A 17,812-nucleotide genomic window follows, 5' to 3' on the forward strand; every position below is an offset into this window, starting at 1 on the left:
GCGCCCCGGCCAGCCGTCCAAGGGGCCGAAGCTGCTCCGCCTCGCCCTCCCGGAATGCTCCGCCTCGTAACCCCGGCATGTTCCGCCTCGTAACCCCGGCATGTTCCGCCTCGTAACCCCGGCATGTTTCGCCTCGCCCTCTCGGCATGGTCCGCCTCGTCATCCCGGCATGCTCCGCCTCGCCCTCTCGGCATGCTCCGCCTCGCCCTCTCGGCATGCTCCGCCTCGTCATCCCGGCATGCTCCGCCTCGTCATCCCGGCATGCTTTGGCCGGGATCCACACCCGCAGCGCGACAACGGGTTTCTGTGGATCCTGGCCAAATGCGCGCCGGGATGACGGGAGTTGCGCCGAATTTACGGAGTTGCGCCGGGATGACAGGGGTGCCGTCAGGCGCCGGGATGACAGGGGTGCCGTCAGGCGCCGGGATGACAGGGGCGCCGTCAGGCGCCGCGGATGGTGCTGAAGGGGTCGGGGTCGGCGGGGGGTTCTTCCATGAGGTGGCGCAGGCGGGTGTTGATGGTGCGGAGTTGGGGGAGGTCGTTGGCGCGGACAGCGGTGTGGCCCTGGGTGATCAGGTTGTCGGCCAGGACCAGGTCGGTCATGGTGTGACGGTCTTCGCAGAAGCGCTCGAAGATGATGACCTGGAGTTCGCCGGTGCGGTCGAGCAGGCGGCGCCAGAGACCCAGCAGTTCCGAGGTGCGCTGGCGGAGCAGATCGGGGGCGCGGCTGTCGATGGCCTGACGCATGGCGACCTCGTGCTGATCGAATTCGCGGCGGTAGACCTCATCGCCGGCCTCGTCCACGCGGGGGCGGACATAGCCGAGCATTTCCTTCGCTCTGGCAACAAGACTCGGCCACATGAGTTCGTCCTCGGCCTCGTCGATCGCGGCGCGCAGATCACGCAGACGCTGTTCGGCGGCGACCGCGGCATCGGGATCGGTGGCCGCCGCGGCGACGAGCTGCTGGGTGTCGCTGGCGGTCTTCTCCTCCTCGAGGCGCTCCAGCAGCAGCCCGGAGGTCGGATTGCCGACCTTGGCGTGCTTCTGCCGGACCTCCTCCAGCCGCCGCAGCTCCTGCTCGGTGTGGCGGCGCAGATCGCCTGCGTCCGGGAGGGTTTCGGTGTGCAGATCGATGACGTTCTCGAATTCGGCATCGAGGTACGGCAGGTACGCGCGGGCGACCATGATGCGTGAGGCGTCGATCTCCAGCGTCAGTTCGATCTCACTGCCCTCGGGCACACTGCGCTCGATCTGATCGGCGGTGATATCCAGGCAGCCGATGGTGCGATTGCGATCGGCGCGCGCATGCTCGCCCTCCACCACCGGGATGCGAATGAATCCGGTCTTCGCGGCGCCGCGATGAATCGCCACCGAGGTGCGCAGGCGTTTGCGGGCGCGGGCCGGCAGCGGCGTATTGCGCTCGATCAGGCGCACGGTCGAATTGTCCGACAGCCCGACACTGATGGTGTGGATGAGCGGCGGCTGGGTTTCCACGGCGCCGACCGTGTAGTTCAGCGTTGCGGGCTCGAGCGCCCGCCGGTCCCCCGCATAATCGGTGAGTTCGAGCTCGAAGGTATTGGCGCGCCCGGTATCCGCCCACAGGGTGGTGCTGAAGACCCCGTTCTCCCCCACGGCGATCTTGCCGCTGCGCCACGGCGGCCGCGCCTGGGCATTGACCGCCTCGATGGTCAGCCCGCTCGGCACATCGCCGACGGCGGCTGCGATCCGGCCGACGATCAGCGGCTCACGATCGGGTCCGACGGGCTGGTATTCGAGCTGAACGGTGAAACCACCGGGCGCGGCAATCGGCGCCGACGTCTGCGGAATACGCTGTGTCCCAGCGAAGATCGCGGCGCCGCGCGCGACCACGGTCAGCGGATCCTGACTGAAGTCGAGCGGAATGCTCAATCCGCGCCGCTCGTCCCCGAGGTGTTCGCGCAGATACGGCGACAGCGTCGGTCCACCGACCAGAATCAGCTTGCTGATATCGCCCGGCCCGAGATGTGCCTCCTCCAAGGCCTTTCGGCACAGGTTCACCGACCGGGTGATCAGCGGTTCGGTCAACCGCTCCACATCCGCGCGCTGCATTTCGTAGTAGAACTCGACCCGGCGCCCGGCGCCGTCGTCCAGCTCGATCTCGATATCGGCCGAATTCGACCGCGACAGCTGGATTTTCGCCTTCTCGGCATTGAGTTTGAGCTTATTGACCACGGCCCGCCAGCGCGCCGACCCCCGGGCCAGATCGGTGAATCCGAACTCGTCACGCACCGCCGGAATGAGCAACTCCTCGACGATCCGCCAGTCGATCAGCTTGCCGCCGAGGTAATTATCGCCACGATGGTTGAGCACCGTGAATTCGCCGTCCCGCAATTGGATGACGGCCGCGTCGAAGGTGCCGCCGCCGAGGTCGTAGACCAGCCAGCGGGCATCCTCGTCCGAGGACTGGAAACCGTAGGCCAGCGCGGCGGCCGTCGGCTCCTGCAGCAGCGGCGAAAACCGCAGTCCCGCAGCCTCCGCGGCCGCACGCGTCGCATCGCAGGCGCTCATATCGAAGGCGGCGGGCACCGTCACCACCGCTGCCTCGATATCCTCGCCCAGCCGCTGCCGCACATCGGCCCGCAGTGATTTGAGCACCTCGGCGGACAACTGCACCGGGCTCAATCCGCGCCCACTGGCCGCGAAGCTCACCGATTCGCGCGCCGTCCCCATGCGCAGCTTGAATTCGGCGGCAGTATTGTCCGGATCGGATTCACTGCGCTCCTTCGCCGCGCGCCCCACCCGCAGCTGATCGCGCCGATCGATCCACACCGCCGACGGGGTGGTGTCGGAATCCTCATTGTTCTTGATCACATCGGCGTCGACGCCGCGCAATACGGCGACGGCACTGTTGGTGGTGCCCAGATCGATTCCGAAATCAACCGTCGATCGGCCCATTATTGATTGTCCTCCGAGATTTCGTGTGTCGTGCCGGTGTCCGGTGTGGCCACGATGATCTGACCCATCTGAACGATGTGCCCGTCGAGATACACCGTGGGCGTGATGGTTTCGACGACGGTCTCGCGCGCCACCGACTCCGAGGGCGCGAAGGCGACCACCTGCACCGACTGGCCGGGATCGAACGGTTCCCCGGTATGCGACTGCACCAGCACGCCCGCATCGGAGAGCGCATCGGCCATCGATTCCAATTGCCGCGTCACCGATCTCAGCAGTTTCGCCGGATCCTCCCCCTCCACCGGATTATCGGCGGCCAGCTTGCCCTGCAGCCGCCACACCCCCGTCGCCAATTCCACCAGTACCGGCCGGAAATCCTTGCCGTCCATGAACATCTCCCACTGTCGGGCGACGGCTACGCCGGCCGCTCGCCTTTCTTCCACCCCTGCTCGATCAGGTCCGTAATGTGCGGGAACCGCATGGTGTGTTCCTGCACCTCTTTGTCCATCGACCCCAGAATGATCGACGAAAGCACGGCGACCACCAGGGCGATACCTCCGACGATCAAGACCGGGTGCGCACCGAGACCGATGAGGAGTCCGAATATCGCGACCAGCCAGGAGATCGCGCACACCACGCCGGTGCTCGTGCGCTGCTGCTCGGCAGGGCGATGCTCCTCCTTGCAGACCGCGCACCGCGGCACATCGATATGCAGCGCCCGCCACTTCTTGCCATTGACGGTGTGCTGTACGTCGCGGTGCAGGCCGACCCGAATATGACCGTCGGGCGCCTTCGGCCTGGTCTTGCAGTACCAGCAGTTGTTCTCCAGCTGGGCGGCCGCGGTGCGCTGCTGCCGGATTCGGCCGAGCGCGGCGTACTGCTCCTGCACGAACTCCGTCGCATCCCGGCCCTGCGGCAGCGGCCGGATCCGGGTCAGCAATTGCTCGGCGGTATTCAGATCGCTCGTTTTGTTGAAGTACGCCACCGTGCACGAGGTGGCCGTGCGGGCGACCGCGTCCTGCCACTTCACCGTCTGCTCGCCGTCGGGACCGTGGACGGCGCGGACCCGGGCGAGCGGCAGCCGGGTCCGGTCGAGGAGGTCGCGCGCGGTCTGCGCACCGGATCCCTCGCTCACCTCGATGGCGCGGCGCGCGATGCTGATCAATTCCGCAATGCGCGACATTGCGGTGCCGCCCCATTCGGCGGCCATCCGCGTCCGGGTCGCCGCCGTGGTCGCGACCGGGCCGAGCCGTTCGAGCAGGGCTTCGCTCGCCGCGGCATCCTTGGTTTCGTTGAAGTACTTGATATCGCAGGAGATTGCGGTCTGCACCAGATCATCGTGGGCGCCCGCGCCGACCGGATCCGGCGGCGGGCGCAGCCGGTCGATCACCTGCAGCGGAACACGGGCGCGGTCGAGCATGCGGTGCGCCGTGGCATTGGCTTCCCCGGGCTGCTTCACACCGGCGTCGAAGGCCTCGTCGGTGATCGTCTTCAGGCGTGCGGCCAGCTTCCGGACGGCGGCATCGCGGGCATCGCCGATCACCCCGGCCCCGAAAATGCTCGGATACCGGGCCGTCTGGGCGGCGAACTGATCGAGCACTTCGAGATGGACATCGGTGATCGCGGAGCTGTTGTCGTCCGCGGCACGCACGATCAGCCCGGTGTGAATGCGCAGGAGCGCCACCGGAATCGCCTGCCGTAGTTCGGCGAGCACCAGTTCACCCAGCCGGCGTTCGTCGATGCGCGCGGCCCGGGCGCGCAATCGCCGCCACAGCGCGGCATCGCCTAGTGCGGCATCCCAGGCGGTCAGCGCATCCAGCCAGGTTTCGGGTGCGCGCCCGCGCGATGTCTCTAGCCCCTGGACATGCCGCAGCACTGCGAGATTGTGCGCGGCGATACCGTCCCGGTCCGCCTGATCCAGCCAGATGCGTTCCGCGCCGGCGATATCGCCCTGCGCGAGGAGATCCATCGCGGGATCGGCGCCGTCGGCGGGCCAGAACCAGAACAGTTCCTGCACAAGACGATTCACCGGTTCACGCAATCGGTTGAGTGCGGATTTCACATCGGCCGGATCCGGCGGCGGCGTCACCGGCATGACTCCCGTGCGCGCCAGCGGTGCACCGAGCCGTTCGGCCGCCTCGATCTCGGTGACACGATGGCGAAGCTTGCGTGAATCGGCATCCGTGCGCAACCCCGCCAGCCGGAAAGGGTTGCGCCCGTACGCCGCATCGTCGACGAGCGCCTCCAGCACCGCCGTCACACCGACCGAGGTGGCCGATGCGCCCGCCGGCACCTCCGGGCTCGCCGCCCGTGCGACGTGCTCCGGCAGTACGGTGCGCACCAGCTCGGGCCTGGGTTCCGCTGTGGCAGCGGCGGTTCCGGGTATGCGCGCCAGATTGTTCCGCGCATTCGGGTCCCCGGCGACGGCCGCGCGCTCGTACCATTCGATGGCGGCGGGCAGATTGGGCGTGGCCAGCTTGCTCTGGAACAGCGTGCCGAGGTTGTTCATGGCGCCGGCCTGCCCTGCGGCGGCGGCCTTTTCGTACCAGAGGACCGCGCCGCCCAGGTCGCCATCGGCTTCGGTGAGCACCCCGAGAGCGAACGGCGCCTCCGCGTGGCCGCTGGCGGCGGCCTTCTCGTACCAGGTGCGGGCGGCGGCGATATCGTGCGGCTCCAGGTTGTACCGGTAGAGCTGGCCGATGTTGTACATGGCTGCGGCACTGCCGTTTTCGGCTGCCTTCTCGTACCACTGCCGGGCCGCGCGGTAGTCCGGCGGATTCACCCGCTCGGCGAGCATGTACGCGAGTTTGAACAGCGCGTCGGTGTACCCGGCCGCCGCGGCCTGCTCGTACCAGCGCCGCGCCGCCGCGAAATCCGGCGGATCGACCGAATAGTTGTAGATCTGCCCGAGGTTGTACATGGCTGTGTTGCTGCCGTTTTCGGCGGCCTTGGTGTACCACGCCAGCGAGGCGATCCGATCGGGTGGATCGACGAGCTCCGCGAGCAGATAGCCGAGCCGGAAGTACGCATCGACATGGCCTGCCGCGGCGGCTCTTTCGTACCAATCCCGCGCCGTCCGCACATCCCGCGGGCTCTTGTTCTCGGCCAGCCTGCCGAGATCGTTCATGGCACAGCGGTGACCTCCCGCCGCCGCCCGCTCGTACCATTCCGTGGCTTCGATCAGATCGGGCGGATCCGCCTTCTCCAAGGCGTAGCCGAGGTCGTGCATGGCGGCGGCGTCCCCGGTCGCCGCCCGGTCGTGCAGCTCACTGGTCACCACAGCACCCCCACTCTCCTCCCCAGGATCGCGGTGGCCACTGTGATGCCGTGATCGAAAACGCCCCGCCGACCCGTTCGCCGCACATGCTACCTATGGCCCCCGACAGGCGCGACCGATCCGATTCGTACGCAGCGAGCTTGTCACCCTTGACCTTTCAGATCGTGCCCTCCACGACCTCCCGCTGCGCGACGCTCGGCATGAGCACGGCCAGAACCGCATCGTCCCAGGAATTGATCTCGGGGCCCGCGAGGATCGCGTCCAGCAGCGGCGCGCTCGCCAGACTGCCGGGCCCGTAGTAGCCGCCGGCTCGGGCACTGGCCAGAACGGCGTGAATAACACTGGCGTACACCTGCGCCCGCGGTGCGTTGACCGGCCGTCCGGCCCGCTCGTACTCCCGCAGCCACCCGTCGACCGCCTCGATCACTTCACAAAGCACACGAACTTCGACCTCGCTCGTGCTGTCCATCTCGGAGCCGAACATCGTTGGAACCTCCCGTGATTCGGGCAAGTGCGGTGGAACCAGCACACCATTGGCACCCTTGCGAATTCAGCGAAAATGGGATCCCGGTGAGAATCCGCCCATTCACCCACGATCCGACCCACGTACGCGGTACAACGGAATCACTGACTGAACACGGTTGATTCGAGTCCGCAGACCGAAGGTAGAACCGATGACCAGCAATGACGATGATGACGGGGCGGCATCGACACTTCCCCGGCGGCAACTCGGCCGCCTGCTGCGCGAGGAGCGGGAAAAGGACGGGCTGACGATCGAGGTGGCGGCCAAACTCGCCGATCTGTCGAAATCGGCGCTGCAGCGGCTGGAGGCCGGGCGCAATCAGCGTATTCAGAAGCAGGATGTGCGGGCCTTGTGCGAGGTCTACGGCGTGGATCCGGCGGACAGCACCCAGGCCGTCGAACTTGCCGAACAGGCCAGATCGAAGAGCTGGTATCACGCCTTCGGCGGGTTGTTCAGCAATGAATTCAATATGTACATCGGGCTCGAGGCCTCGGCCCGGCACCTGGTCTTCTATCACGAGCAGGTGCCCGGACTACTCCAAACCCGTGACTACGCACGGGCTTTGATCGGTGCGTTCTATCGCGACGGCACACCCGAGGACATCGAACGCCGCGTCGAAGTGCGAATGCGGCGACAGCACATAGTCACCCGCAGATCCGGGCTGCTCGGCATCGAAGTGCTTCTGCACGAATCCGCGCTGTACCGGGTCATCGGCAACCGCAAAGTCATGGCGACCCAGCTACGTCACCTCGCCGAAATCGGCAAACTCCCCACCGTCTCGATCCGCATCCACCCCTACGACGCCGGCCTCACCTGGGGCATCCTGCACGGCCAATTCGTCCTGCTCGACTTCGGCGCCGACACCCGCGGCAAACCAGTCGAACCCCCCATCGTCTACCTCGAGGGCGGACCCAGCAGCGACGTCTACCTCGAGAAGCCCGACGAAATCCAGCGCTACGATGAACTCGCCTCCGGCATTCGGCAAACGTGCCTGAGCGAGAACGACACTCGAGACCTCTTGCGGCGGGTAGCGAAGGAGCACGAACGTGACCACTGACCTGCCCGGAGCGCACTGGTTCAAAAGCAGCCACAGCGAATCAGGCGGCCAGTGCGTCGAAGTGGCATGGCTCGAAGACGGCAAGGTCGGCATTCGCGACTCCACCGACCCGACCGGCCCGGCCCTGACTTTCACCTGCGCCGATTGGGTGGGCTTCCTGCCGTTCCTCACCTCTGCACAGTGAAATACCTCTGCACAGTGAAATGCCCAGCCCGGATCACTGGGCTGGGCATCGGATCGGGCGCAATCGGCGTGACTCGATTCCTTCGATCATGCACTCGAGGATGCCACATCGAATCCTGCTGAGCGAGTGCATAATCCAGCATATGGACGGAGCGCAGCTCTCCGAAGGACCGGCAGGTTGTGATCAGGTTTAGGGGGTGGGGCAGAGCAGTCCGCCCGACGGCGGGGGTACGGGGACGATGCGTTCGGGGGCGGGGACCGGGTGTTCGGCGCCACCACCGGCGGGGGTTGATCCGTGGTTGGAACCGCCGGGTGCGGCGGCGGGGGGCGGGGCTCCTACGTCACCGGAGCTCCATGCGGCAGAGGGGTTCAATGTGACCACGGCGGCACACGCGAACGCTGCGACAAGCCGGCCGATGAGCTGCTTTTGCGTCATGGGGTACGACCGTACAACCAGCTCAACACAATTCGAGGGAACCGACGCCCGCACGGAATGTCACGAATGGATCAATTCACTGTGCGAGCAATGAATTCCGTTGCGGTACAAGGCCGCAGACCGGCGGAACAAGCCCTTTTCACACGAACACGCCGCTGACGTGGCAACGAAAGGTTTTCGGCAGTCTTCCGGCGTGTCGCACAGGAACTCGAACGTCCGTGATGTTCAGTGAATGGCGATATCTTGACCGGGAAGGAACGGCATGACGGCTGGACCGGGTTCGAGAACCGCCGCGATCGTGGTACTGGCGATCGGCGCGTGCGCCGCGCTGACCTGCAGTGCGCCCGCGAGCACCGCCACCGGGGGCTGCGGCACCGACCTCAGCGACGTCAAAGGCGAGTTCACCGCGCAAGAAGGCGCGTTCAATGTGCTGCAATTCGACGGCGCGGGCGGCATAACCTTCCGCAGCGACCGGCACGGGAATGGCTCCGGTATCTACGCGATAATCCCCACGGGCGGATTCACCGCCGCCATGCGGATGTCGGACAATGGTTCCGCCGATGCCCGCGCAGCCACCGCAGCGGTGAAAAGCATGACATTCGCCTGCGCAGCCCCCGGCTCCCAAGTCACGGCATTCACCTCGCTCGACCAGAACGCCCGGTCATTCGACTACGTCCGATCCTGACGCGCTATTCAGCGCCGGAAGCCACGCTCCATGAAGCGCTGCGCCGCACCGCGCCGGAGATCACTCCACGCCTGCACCGGACCCGTCCACCACGGTGAGATTTCCGGAGGGCGCGAAACAACGGCGTGGCACACCAGATCCGCGGCTTCGTCCGCGGTGAGCCCGGGGACGCCGGAGAAGTCGGTGGGCGCGCTCATCCGGGTGTGGACCAGGGGCATGTAGATGGAAGTCGTGGTGACATTGTCGACCGCGATCTCGGTGGCCACGGTGCGAAGCCAGATATCGAACGCCGCCTTCGACGCACCGTACGCAGCCCAGCGCGGCGCCGGTGGCATACGGATTCCCCAGGTCGAGATATTGACGATGTGACCCTCACGGCGTTCCCGCATGCTCGGCAGCAGAGCCAGCAGCAGTCGCACCGGGCCGAGGTAATTGATATCGATGGTGCGCGTGAAATCGTGGAAGCGGTCATAGGATTCGTCGATCGGACGGCGAATCGACTTGCCCGCGTTATTGATCACCACATCGATGTGACCGTGCTCGGCGAGCAGATCGCGGCCCAGCTCGTCGACGGCATCCATCTCGGTGAGGTCGGCCTGGTACACATGCGCCGTCCCGCCCTCCTCGCGAATCTCGGCGGCCACCTGCTGCAGATCGTCGAGGGTGCGCGCGACGAGCAGTACGGTCGCCCCGCCGGCGGCGAGCTTCTTCGCGGCGGCCTTGCCGATGCCGTGTGACGCTCCGGTCACCAGCACCACGCGGCCGGCGACCGCATCGCGCAGTGCCTTGTCGCGGGGTCGGGTGGTCGGATAGAAGAGCCTGGTCGCGACCCGTTCCGCGAGGGGACGGCCGTTCGAACCGGCCTGATTGTCGGGCTCCGGCGTCGAGTTCTCACCCACGCCTCGACTGTAACCGCCCGACCGGTCCATAACTGGGGTTGAGTGGAAATACCCAGGGCGCGAGGCACTTTCCTGCACCAGGATGAGAGGAGTGAACGGGGAGAGGACGGGGACGATGTCCATACAGGCGCCACAGCAGCAGACGCCGGAGCAGGTTTCGATCGGCGGGTGGGCGGCTCGCACCGTAGCGGTGGTGATCTTCATACCGCTGCGCTTGCTCTGGGAGGGCTGCAATCTCGCCGGGCGGATGGCGGTGGCGGTGCTCGACTACATCGTCGAGAATCTGCTGGTCCCGATCGCAAAGCTGGCCTGGTACTGGATAATTCGCCCGGCCTGGGATTTTGTCCGGAATTACCTCTGGGGCCTGCTCATCCAGCACCTGCTGTGGGGCATGATTCTGACTCCGCTGGGCGCGGCGCTGCTCGACTACTTCCTGCGCCCGATCAAGCGGGCGGTGGAGGATTGGCTGTGGCGCCGGGTAGTGCGCCCCGCGCTGATCTGGCTGGCCGACGAGGTGATCGAGCCGGTGGGGACCTGGATCGCCCGCTGGATTCTGCGGCCGATCGCCGGAGCGATCGCGCGGGCCGTGACCTTTGTCGTCGAGTGGCTCATCCTCTGGCCGCTGCGCCAACTCTGGCGCTGGGTGCTGCGCCCGATCCTGCTACTCGTGGCCGCGACGCTGGCCTTCGGCTGGCGGGTCGCCACCACCGTGGTGCGCGTACTGGTGGTGACGCCCTGCCGATTCCTGTATCGGACTGTGCTGCAACCGCTTTCGCGGTCATCGCCCAGGTCTGGCATCTCGTCGTGGAACGTCCGGTGCGCTGGCTCTACACGACCGTGGTCACGCCCATGAACAAGGCCGCATCCGAGTTCATGAGCGCGATTTTCGACCACTGAGCACGGCGATCACCGCCATACCGGCCAGCAGCACCGCGCCCGCGGTGGTGGCCACATGCATGCCGTGCACAAAGGAGTCCCGCGCCGAATCGATCAGCGCGGTGTCACCACCGGCATGGGTGAGGGTGTCCCCCAGCGTCGGCCCGAAGTCGCCGCCGGACCGGAATACCAGTGCCGCAAGCGAACCCAGCAGTGCCAGTCCCAGACCGTTGCCGAGTTCGAAACTGGTCTCGGAGATACCCACGGCGGATCCGGCGCGCTCGGGCGGCACCGCCGCCACCGCGACCTCCGACACCAGCGTGAACGCCATACCGAAACCGGCGCCGGCCACCACGGTTCCGGCCACGTACCAGCCGATCCCACCGTCCACACCGACACCGAGGAGCATGAGATTGCCCAGCGCGGCCAGACCCAGCGCCAGCACGAAGGCGGTGCGGATGCCCAGTCGGCGCCCGACCCGCGCACCGCTCACCGAGCAGACGAAGACCACCACGGCCATCGGAATGCCCAGCAGCGCAGCGCCGAGCGCATCGCGGCCGGTGACCGACTGCAGGTACACGCTGGTCAGATAGCTCATACCGGCGAGAGCGAGCATGCCGATCGTGCTGGACCCAATGGCCACCGAGAACAAGCCGTTGCGGAACAGGCTCAGATCCAGGAGCGGTTCGGCGAGATGCCGCTGCCTGCGCACGAAGGCGATGAGCAGCAGGACACCGATGAGTCCGATGCCGACCACCGGAAGATCGAATCCTTCGGCCGCACAGTGCTTGATGGCGAAGACGATCGGCAGAATGCCGCCGATGGACAGGCCCACGCTCGGCAGATCCAGCGGTCCGCGACCCGCCGCGCGATGCTCGGGCAGCAGCAGCGGCCCGAAGACCAGCAGGACCACCAGCACCGGCGTATTGATCAGGAAGACCGAACCCCACGAGAAGTGGTGCAGCAGTACGCCGCCGATGATCGGGCCGACCGCCGAGCCGCCCGCGAAGAATGCGGTCCACACGCCGATGGCGGTGGCGCGCGCCCGTACGTCGGGGAACATGGTGGAGATCAGCGCAAGACTGGAGGGCAGCAGAGTCGCACCGCCGACACCCATGAGCGCCCGCGCCGCGATCAGCACCGAGGCGCTCGGCGCGAACGCCGCGAGCACCGAGGCCAGTCCGAAGACGGTCGCACCGATGAGCAGAATATTGCGCCGGCCGATCCGGTCGCCCAGATTGCCCATGGTGATGAGCAGACCGGCGATCATGAAGCCGTAGATATCGAGAATCCAGAGCTGCTGGGTCGCCGACGGATCCAGCGCCTCGGTCAGCGTGGGCATGGCCAGGTACAGCACCGACATGTCCATGGACACCAGCAGTACCGGCAGCAGCAGTACCGCCAGTCCGAGCCAGGCGCGGCGCGAAGTCGTCGCGTCAGGGCGCGCGAGAGTGCGGGTCATCACCTATCCTCAGCTGATTTCGATTCGAATGAAGTCTTTGCAGAACGAGTGCGCGTACGTCGTACGCACGGCCAGAGTACAGTGTACGCATACCGGCGCGTGAAAGGAAATAATTCGTCCGATGACCGAGGCCAAGCTCACCCGGGCCGCCATCGTCGACGCCGCCATCACCCTGGCCGACGAGTCCGGAATCGATGCCCTGTCCATGCGCCGCATTGCCGAGAGCATGGGCGCGGGAGCGATGTCGCTGTACCGGCACGTCCCCAATAAAGACGCACTGCTGGCCGCCATGACCGACGAGGTTTCCCGGCGCAACCCCTACCCCTCGGCCGAGGGACAGGGCTGGACCTGGCGAGATCGCGTGCGCATTGCCGCCGAGGTGGATTGGCGGCTGTACCGCGAGCACCCCTGGGTGCTGTTCACCTTCGCCGTACCGCGCTACAACTTCGGCGAGAACAGCCTGCTCGTATTGAACTGGCTCGTCGAAGGATTCAACGAACTCGGCGTCAGCACCCGCGAAGGCACGCGCATGTCCCTATCGGTCTGGAGCTATATCGCCGGCGTGGCACTGCAACACGTGAGCGCTCGCCTCCTCATCGGACGCGACAGCGAACCCGAGGAATCCTCCGGACTCACCGCACTCCTCGAGGGCGAACCCCGCTGGCCCACCCCACCCGCACTCATCGAACTGCACGGCACCGGCGGAGACGACCTACTCGACCCCCAAGCCCTCCTCGACTCCGGCCTCAGCGCCCTCTGCGACGGCTTCGAAGCCCGAGCCCGCCGCTAGCGCCGCTGTACGGCAGCGCCCGCGTGTTTGCACCGACTGCACCCCCACGTCGCGTGCAGCAAACGATCTCAGTTCTCGATGACGCCGTCGAGGTAGACCCAGGCTCCGCTGTCGCGGCGGAAGCGGCTGTTCTCATGGAGTTCGCCCGGCGTGCCGTGGGATCGGTAGTGGGCGCGGAATTCGACGGTGCCTTCGGTGTGGAACGGTCCGCCGCCGGTGGCCTCGAGGATTTCCAGTCGCTCCCAGAGCATTCCGGGGTCGAAACCGACATCGGCGGGGCGGGTGCCGGGGTCCCAGCTGCGCAGCAGATAGGCCTCGTCGCGGACCGCGAAGGCGCTGAAGCGCGAGCGCATCAGCTGTTCGGCGGTCTTCGCCTGCGCCTCACCGCGGTGCAGACGCCCGCAGCAATCCACATAGTTCGCGGGTAGCCCGCAGGGGCAGACCGCGGGAATCGGCTGGGGTTTGCGATGCTTCGCCATGCGGTCCATTGTCCGCGCCCGATTCCCGCATTCGACCGGCGGTACCGCGTGCTCAGTAGAAGCTGCGCCCGACCAGACCGCCCGATACCGACCAGACCTCGACGATTCGGCCATTCTCCGCGCGCAGGATATCGGTGCCGCTCAGCTCGGTGAGCCGGCCATCGCGACCGGTGAACTGCACGCCGTAGGGCCGGGCCACCAATCCCGTTCGGCTGTCGTCCATATCGACGACGCCGGGGCCCTGCGGTGCGAACCGCACGCCGGGAAGCTGCGTGCGGAAGGTTTCGATCTGCGCGGCAAAGGCTTTCGCATCGTGAATATCGTCGTAGACGGTCGCGCCGGGCTGGGCGTAGCGCAGGGTGAATTCCGGGGCCATGATCTCGTCTGCGGCCAGCTCGCCGTTCCACAGATCGGTCCACCGGTCGTACAGCTCGATGCCGAAGTCGCGCATTCGCACTCCTCAATAGTCTCTTTGATACGGTCTCGCAGCAATTAAGCTATAGTCTCAGCGATACGGTGTCAATGGGTGAGCGAAGGAGCTGCGGTATGACGGAGGTCGGCCACCAGGACCACATAGTGCTGGGATTGATCGCCAGGCACGGGCCGCTCACCCCCTATGAGCTCAAGGCCCGGATCGAGGAGAGCGTCGAATACTTCTGGCCGATCCCGCACGCCCAGCTGTATCGCATCCCGCCACGCCTGGCCGATCAGGGACTGCTGCACGAGGAGGCGGAGACCGGTGGCCGACGCCGGCGGGTCTTCCATCTGACCGACGCCGGCCGCACCGAACTGACCCGCTGGCTGGCCGATCCCAGCGCACCGCCGCCCGAGACCCGGGATCCGGCGCAGGTGAAACTCTTCTTCGCCGATCTCGGCGGGCCCGGAGATGTTGTCGCACTCGCACACAGGCAGGCCGCCGAACACCGCCGCTGGCTCGATCTCTATCGGAAGCTGCAGACGGAGATCGATCCGGACGACAGCGAACGGGCGGTATCACGGGCGCGCATCCTGCGGCTGGGCATCGGCCACGAGCAGGCCTACGTCGATTTCTGGGAGGATCTGGCCGCGAATCCCGACGGCGAGCCGGGTACCCGGAACTGATTGCTCGCCGTCGGAACTGGATTACTCGCCGTCGGTCACGATGGCGTAGGCGAATCCGTCCCAGCCCTTACCGCCGACGGTCTGCAGCACGGTCGCTTCCAATCGCGGTTCGGCAGCGAGCAATTCGATGACCTCGCGGCTGGCGCGCACGGCCGCATCCGGCGAATCCGGATTCGCGATGCCGCCATTGCGGACCACATTGTCGACGATGATGACCGAACCCGGCGTGGTCAGCCGCAGTGCCCACTGCACATAGTTCGCGTTATTGACCTTGTCGGCATCGATGAACACCAGGTCGAACGGCTCCGGGTCCTCCTCGGCCAGCACCGGGAGACTGTCCAGCGCCGCGCCGACCCGAATCTCGACCCGGTCCCCCACCCCGGACCGATCCAGATTCGCCCGCGCCACCTCGGCATGCTTGGGCTCGTACTCCAGGGTCAGCACCTGCCCCTGCTTGCCCACGGCCCGCGCCAGCCAGGTGGTGCTGTACCCGCCGAGCGTGCCGATCTCGAGCACCCGCTGCGCCCGCGCGGACTTGGCGATCAGATACAGGAACTTGCCCTGCGGTGGTGATACATCGATGGCGGGCAGCCCGGCGGCCGCATTGGCGGCGAAGGTCGGCGAATCCCCGTCTCCCACCAGGGTGTCCACCAGATAACGATCAACTTCGGCCCAGTCTGATGTCGTCATACCGGCCAGTCTGCCACCCGCACGGCGCGGGTGGCCTCCCTTTAATTCGGTGTGATCGGGTGACTCAGAACAGGAAGTAGCGCTGCGCCATCGGCAGTTCCGTGGCCGGCTCCTCCGCCCACACCTCGCCGTCGATGCGCACGGTGAAGGTGTCGGGATCGACCTCGATGCGCGGCATAGCGTCATTGCGCGGCATATGCGCCTTGGTCCGCTTGCGAACATTGGCCACCGGCACCAGCTTCCGATTGACCCGGAGCCGGTCCGCCAGACCGTCCTCGATGGCCTGCTCGGACACGAAATGCAGTGAGGTCCCCGCCGCCACCGCCGGGGCCGCGCCGAACATGGGTCGCGGCAGCACCGGCTGCGGAGTCGGAATGGAGGCGTTCGCATCACCCATGGCGGCCCAGGCGATCATGCCGCCCTTGAGCACCGCATGCGGGCGCACCCCGAAGAACGCGGGCTCCCACAGCACCAGATCGGCCAGCTTGCCGACCTCGACCGAACCGATCTCGTGATCGAGACCGTGGGCGACCGCCGGGCAGATGGTGTACTTCGCGATATAGCGCTGCACCCGATTATTGTCCGCCGCACCGTCTCCCGGCAGCGCGCCGCGACGCCGCTTCATCACGTGCGCGGTCTGCCAGGTGCGCATGACCACCTCGCCGATACGGCCCATGGCCTGGGAGTCGCTGCCGATCATGGAGATCGCGCCCATATCGTGCAGCAGATCCTCCGCCGCGATGGTGGAGGGCCGAATCCGGCTCTCCGCGAAAGCCAGATCCTCCGGAATGGACGGGCTCAGGTGATGGCACACCATGAGCATGTCCAGATGCTCGTCGAGGGTGTTGACCGTATGCGGCCGCGTCGGATTGGTGGAGCTGGGCAGCACATTGAGATGCGCTGCGACAGTGATGATGTCGGGCGCGTGCCCGCCGCCCGCACCCTCGGTGTGATAGGAGTGGATGGCCCGGCCGCGAATGGCGGCCAGGGTGTCCTCCACGAATCCGGCCTCGTTCAGGGTGTCCGAGTGCAGTGCCACCTGCACGCCCGAGGCATCCGCCACGGTGAGACAGGCATCGATGGCCGCCGGGGTGGTCCCCCAGTCCTCGTGCAGCTTGAAACCCGCTGCGCCGCCGCGCAATTGCTCCCACATGGCTTCCTGGCGCACGGTATTGCCCTTGCCCAGCAGCACGATATTCATCGGCCATCCGTCGGTGGCCTCGAGCATGCGGCCCAGATGCCAGGCGCCCGGCGTGACGGTGGTCGCCTTGGAGCCCTCGGCCGGGCCGGTGCCGCCGCCGACGAGGGTGGTGATGCCACCGCCCATCGCCTCCTCCAGCAGCTGCGGGCAGATGAAGTGCACGTGACAGTCGATGGCGCCCGCGGTGACGATGCGGCCGTTGCCCGCGATGATCTCCGTGGACGGGCCCACCACCAGATCCGGATGCACCCCGGTCATGGTGTCGGGATTGCCGGCCTTGCCGATCGCGCAGATGCGCCCGTCCCGAATACCGATGTCGGCCTTGATGATTCCCCAGTGATCGACGATCACCGCACCGGTGATGACGGTGTCGGGAGTGCCCTCGGCGCGGGTCGCCCGCGCCTGGCCCATGGATTCGCGCAGCACCTTGCCGCCGCCGAAGACCGCCTCGTCACCGGCGAGTCCCGGTCCGCCACTGCGGTCTTCGGTGATCTCGATGAGCAGATCGGTGTCCGCCAGGCGAATTCGATCGCCGGTGGTGGGGCCGAAGAGTTCGGCGTACCGGGCGCGGGAGAGTTCGGCCATCAGGCATCCAGCTTTCCGGGAGGAGTCAGGCTGATTCCGTGCACTTCACGATTGCCGCCCAGCGGGACCAGCGAAACCCGCTGGCCCAGACCGGGTTCGAAGCGCACCGCGGTACCGGCCGGAATATCGAGGCGGCGGCCGTGCGCGGCCTCGCGATCGAAGTCCAGGGCCGAGTTCGACTGCGGGAAGTGCACATGGCTGCCGACCTGCACCGGGCGGTCGCCGGTATTCACCACATCGAGTTCGATGCGTTCGGCGCCGGCATTGAGCTCGATCGTGCCCTCGGCACAGAGGTACTCACCAGGAATCACGAGGTATCAGCCGATCGGATTGTGGACGGTGACGAGCTTGGTGCCGTCCGGGAACGTGGCCTCGACCTGGACGTCGTGAATCATCTCCGGCACGCCGTCCATGACGTCGGTGCGCGTGAGCACGGTTCGCCCGGAGGCCATGAGCTCAGCGACGGTCCGGCCGTCGCGCGCGCCCTCGAGCACGTGATCGACGATGAGCGCGATCGACTCGGGGTGATTCAGCTTGAGCCCGCGGCCCTGCCGTCGCCGAGCCAGCTCGGCCGCATAACTCAGGAGCAGGCGTTCCTGCTCGTGCGGCGACAGTCGCATTCGGGCTCCTCACCGAG

The 17,812-nt window shown here is 66.7% G+C and carries 19 protein-coding genes; 6 read left to right on the forward strand and 13 right to left on the reverse strand.

Annotation, left to right across the window (positions count from 1 at the left end):
• Window positions 1–441: 441 nt before the first annotated feature.
• The 4 genes from OG326_RS27185 to OG326_RS27200 all read right to left on the reverse strand — a co-directional run bounded on the left by OG326_RS27185 (window position 442) and on the right by OG326_RS27200 (window position 6,635).
• Entirely contained in the window at window positions 442–2,934 is a 2,493-nt protein-coding gene (locus tag OG326_RS27185; RefSeq protein ID WP_327139960.1) for an Hsp70 family protein, read from the reverse strand.
• Entirely contained in the window at window positions 2,934–3,320 is a 387-nt protein-coding gene (locus OG326_RS27190) for a hypothetical protein (RefSeq protein ID WP_327139961.1), read from the reverse strand. The genes OG326_RS27185 and OG326_RS27190 overlap by 1 nt, the downstream gene beginning before the upstream one ends.
• A 26-nt stretch (window positions 3,321–3,346) precedes the next feature.
• Window positions 3,347–6,208 carry a tetratricopeptide repeat protein gene (locus OG326_RS27195; protein ID WP_327139962.1) on the reverse strand — a complete coding sequence of 954 codons (2,862 nt, stop codon included), beginning with the start codon at window positions 6,206–6,208 and terminating at the stop codon, window positions 3,347–3,349.
• A 157-nt stretch (window positions 6,209–6,365) separates the two neighbouring features.
• The gene (locus OG326_RS27200) at window positions 6,366–6,635 is read right to left on the reverse strand and encodes a hypothetical protein (protein WP_327139963.1); all 270 of its coding nucleotides are present in this window, start codon (window positions 6,633–6,635) and stop codon (window positions 6,366–6,368) included.
• 247 nt (window positions 6,636–6,882) lie between these two features.
• On the opposite strand from OG326_RS27200, the gene OG326_RS27205 reads away from it, so the two are divergent.
• Complete coding sequence (locus OG326_RS27205) at window positions 6,883–7,788, forward strand: helix-turn-helix domain-containing protein (protein ID WP_327139964.1); 906 nt, start codon at window positions 6,883–6,885, stop codon at window positions 7,786–7,788.
• On the forward strand, window positions 7,778–7,972 hold the full coding sequence (locus tag OG326_RS27210; protein ID WP_327139965.1) for a DUF397 domain-containing protein: 195 nt from the start codon (window positions 7,778–7,780) through the stop codon (window positions 7,970–7,972). The genes OG326_RS27205 and OG326_RS27210 overlap by 11 nt, the downstream gene beginning before the upstream one ends.
• Before the next feature lie 189 nt (window positions 7,973–8,161).
• Here the strand turns inward: OG326_RS27210 and OG326_RS27215 are convergent, their stop codons facing one another.
• A complete protein-coding gene (locus OG326_RS27215) occupies window positions 8,162–8,407 on the reverse strand; it encodes a hypothetical protein (protein ID WP_327139966.1) in 246 nt (81 codons plus the stop codon).
• A gap of 262 nt (window positions 8,408–8,669) precedes the next feature.
• Between OG326_RS27215 and OG326_RS27220 the strand changes: the two genes are divergently transcribed.
• Window positions 8,670–9,092 (forward strand): hypothetical protein, encoded by a 423-nt coding sequence (locus OG326_RS27220; RefSeq protein WP_327139967.1) that lies wholly within the window; start codon window positions 8,670–8,672, stop codon window positions 9,090–9,092.
• 8 nt (window positions 9,093–9,100) lie between these two features.
• Here OG326_RS27220 and OG326_RS27225 read toward each other — a convergent pair whose 3' ends face one another.
• Window positions 9,101–9,991, reverse strand: a complete 891-nt coding sequence (locus OG326_RS27225) for an SDR family NAD(P)-dependent oxidoreductase (RefSeq protein WP_327139968.1) — start codon at window positions 9,989–9,991, stop codon at window positions 9,101–9,103.
• A gap of 115 nt (window positions 9,992–10,106) precedes the next feature.
• On the opposite strand from OG326_RS27225, the gene OG326_RS27230 reads away from it, so the two are divergent.
• Window positions 10,107–10,844: a hypothetical protein gene (locus tag OG326_RS27230; protein WP_327139969.1), complete on the forward strand. Its 738-nt coding sequence runs from the start codon at window positions 10,107–10,109 to the stop codon at window positions 10,842–10,844.
• An 18-nt stretch (window positions 10,845–10,862) separates the two neighbouring features.
• Here the strand turns inward: OG326_RS27230 and OG326_RS27235 are convergent, their stop codons facing one another.
• Entirely contained in the window at window positions 10,863–12,329 is a 1,467-nt protein-coding gene (locus OG326_RS27235) for an MFS transporter (protein WP_327139970.1), read from the reverse strand.
• Between the two features lie 121 nt (window positions 12,330–12,450).
• Here OG326_RS27235 and OG326_RS27240 point away from each other — a divergent pair, with 121 nt between their 5' ends.
• The gene (locus OG326_RS27240; RefSeq protein WP_327139971.1) at window positions 12,451–13,119 is read left to right on the forward strand and encodes a TetR/AcrR family transcriptional regulator; all 669 of its coding nucleotides are present in this window, start codon (window positions 12,451–12,453) and stop codon (window positions 13,117–13,119) included.
• A gap of 68 nt (window positions 13,120–13,187) precedes the next feature.
• Here the strand turns inward: OG326_RS27240 and OG326_RS27245 are convergent, their stop codons facing one another.
• A complete protein-coding gene (locus tag OG326_RS27245; RefSeq protein WP_327139972.1) occupies window positions 13,188–13,598 on the reverse strand; it encodes a YchJ family protein in 411 nt (136 codons plus the stop codon).
• A gap of 52 nt (window positions 13,599–13,650) precedes the next feature.
• The gene (locus OG326_RS27250) at window positions 13,651–14,049 is read right to left on the reverse strand and encodes a nuclear transport factor 2 family protein (protein ID WP_327139973.1); all 399 of its coding nucleotides are present in this window, start codon (window positions 14,047–14,049) and stop codon (window positions 13,651–13,653) included.
• A gap of 95 nt (window positions 14,050–14,144) precedes the next feature.
• Between OG326_RS27250 and OG326_RS27255 the strand changes: the two genes are divergently transcribed.
• Window positions 14,145–14,699 (forward strand): PadR family transcriptional regulator, encoded by a 555-nt coding sequence (locus OG326_RS27255; protein WP_327139974.1) that lies wholly within the window; start codon window positions 14,145–14,147, stop codon window positions 14,697–14,699.
• 21 nt (window positions 14,700–14,720) lie between these two features.
• Here OG326_RS27255 and OG326_RS27260 read toward each other — a convergent pair whose 3' ends face one another.
• The 4 genes from OG326_RS27260 to OG326_RS27275 form a co-directional block, all read right to left on the reverse strand.
• The gene (locus OG326_RS27260) at window positions 14,721–15,389 is read right to left on the reverse strand and encodes an O-methyltransferase (RefSeq protein ID WP_327139975.1); all 669 of its coding nucleotides are present in this window, start codon (window positions 15,387–15,389) and stop codon (window positions 14,721–14,723) included.
• 64 nt (window positions 15,390–15,453) lie between these two features.
• Window positions 15,454–17,175 carry an urease subunit alpha gene (locus OG326_RS27265; protein WP_327139976.1) on the reverse strand — a complete coding sequence of 574 codons (1,722 nt, stop codon included), beginning with the start codon at window positions 17,173–17,175 and terminating at the stop codon, window positions 15,454–15,456.
• Window positions 17,175–17,486 (reverse strand): urease subunit beta, encoded by a 312-nt coding sequence (locus OG326_RS27270; RefSeq protein WP_327139977.1) that lies wholly within the window; start codon window positions 17,484–17,486, stop codon window positions 17,175–17,177. The genes OG326_RS27265 and OG326_RS27270 overlap by 1 nt, the downstream gene beginning before the upstream one ends.
• Window positions 17,487–17,492: 6 nt before the next feature.
• Complete coding sequence (locus OG326_RS27275) at window positions 17,493–17,795, reverse strand: urease subunit gamma (RefSeq protein WP_327139978.1); 303 nt, start codon at window positions 17,793–17,795, stop codon at window positions 17,493–17,495.
• Window positions 17,796–17,812: the final 17 nt, after the last annotated feature.

It is taken from the genome of Nocardia sp. NBC_01327, from assembly GCF_035958815.1.
Classification (GTDB): Bacteria; Actinomycetota; Actinomycetes; order Mycobacteriales; family Mycobacteriaceae; genus Nocardia.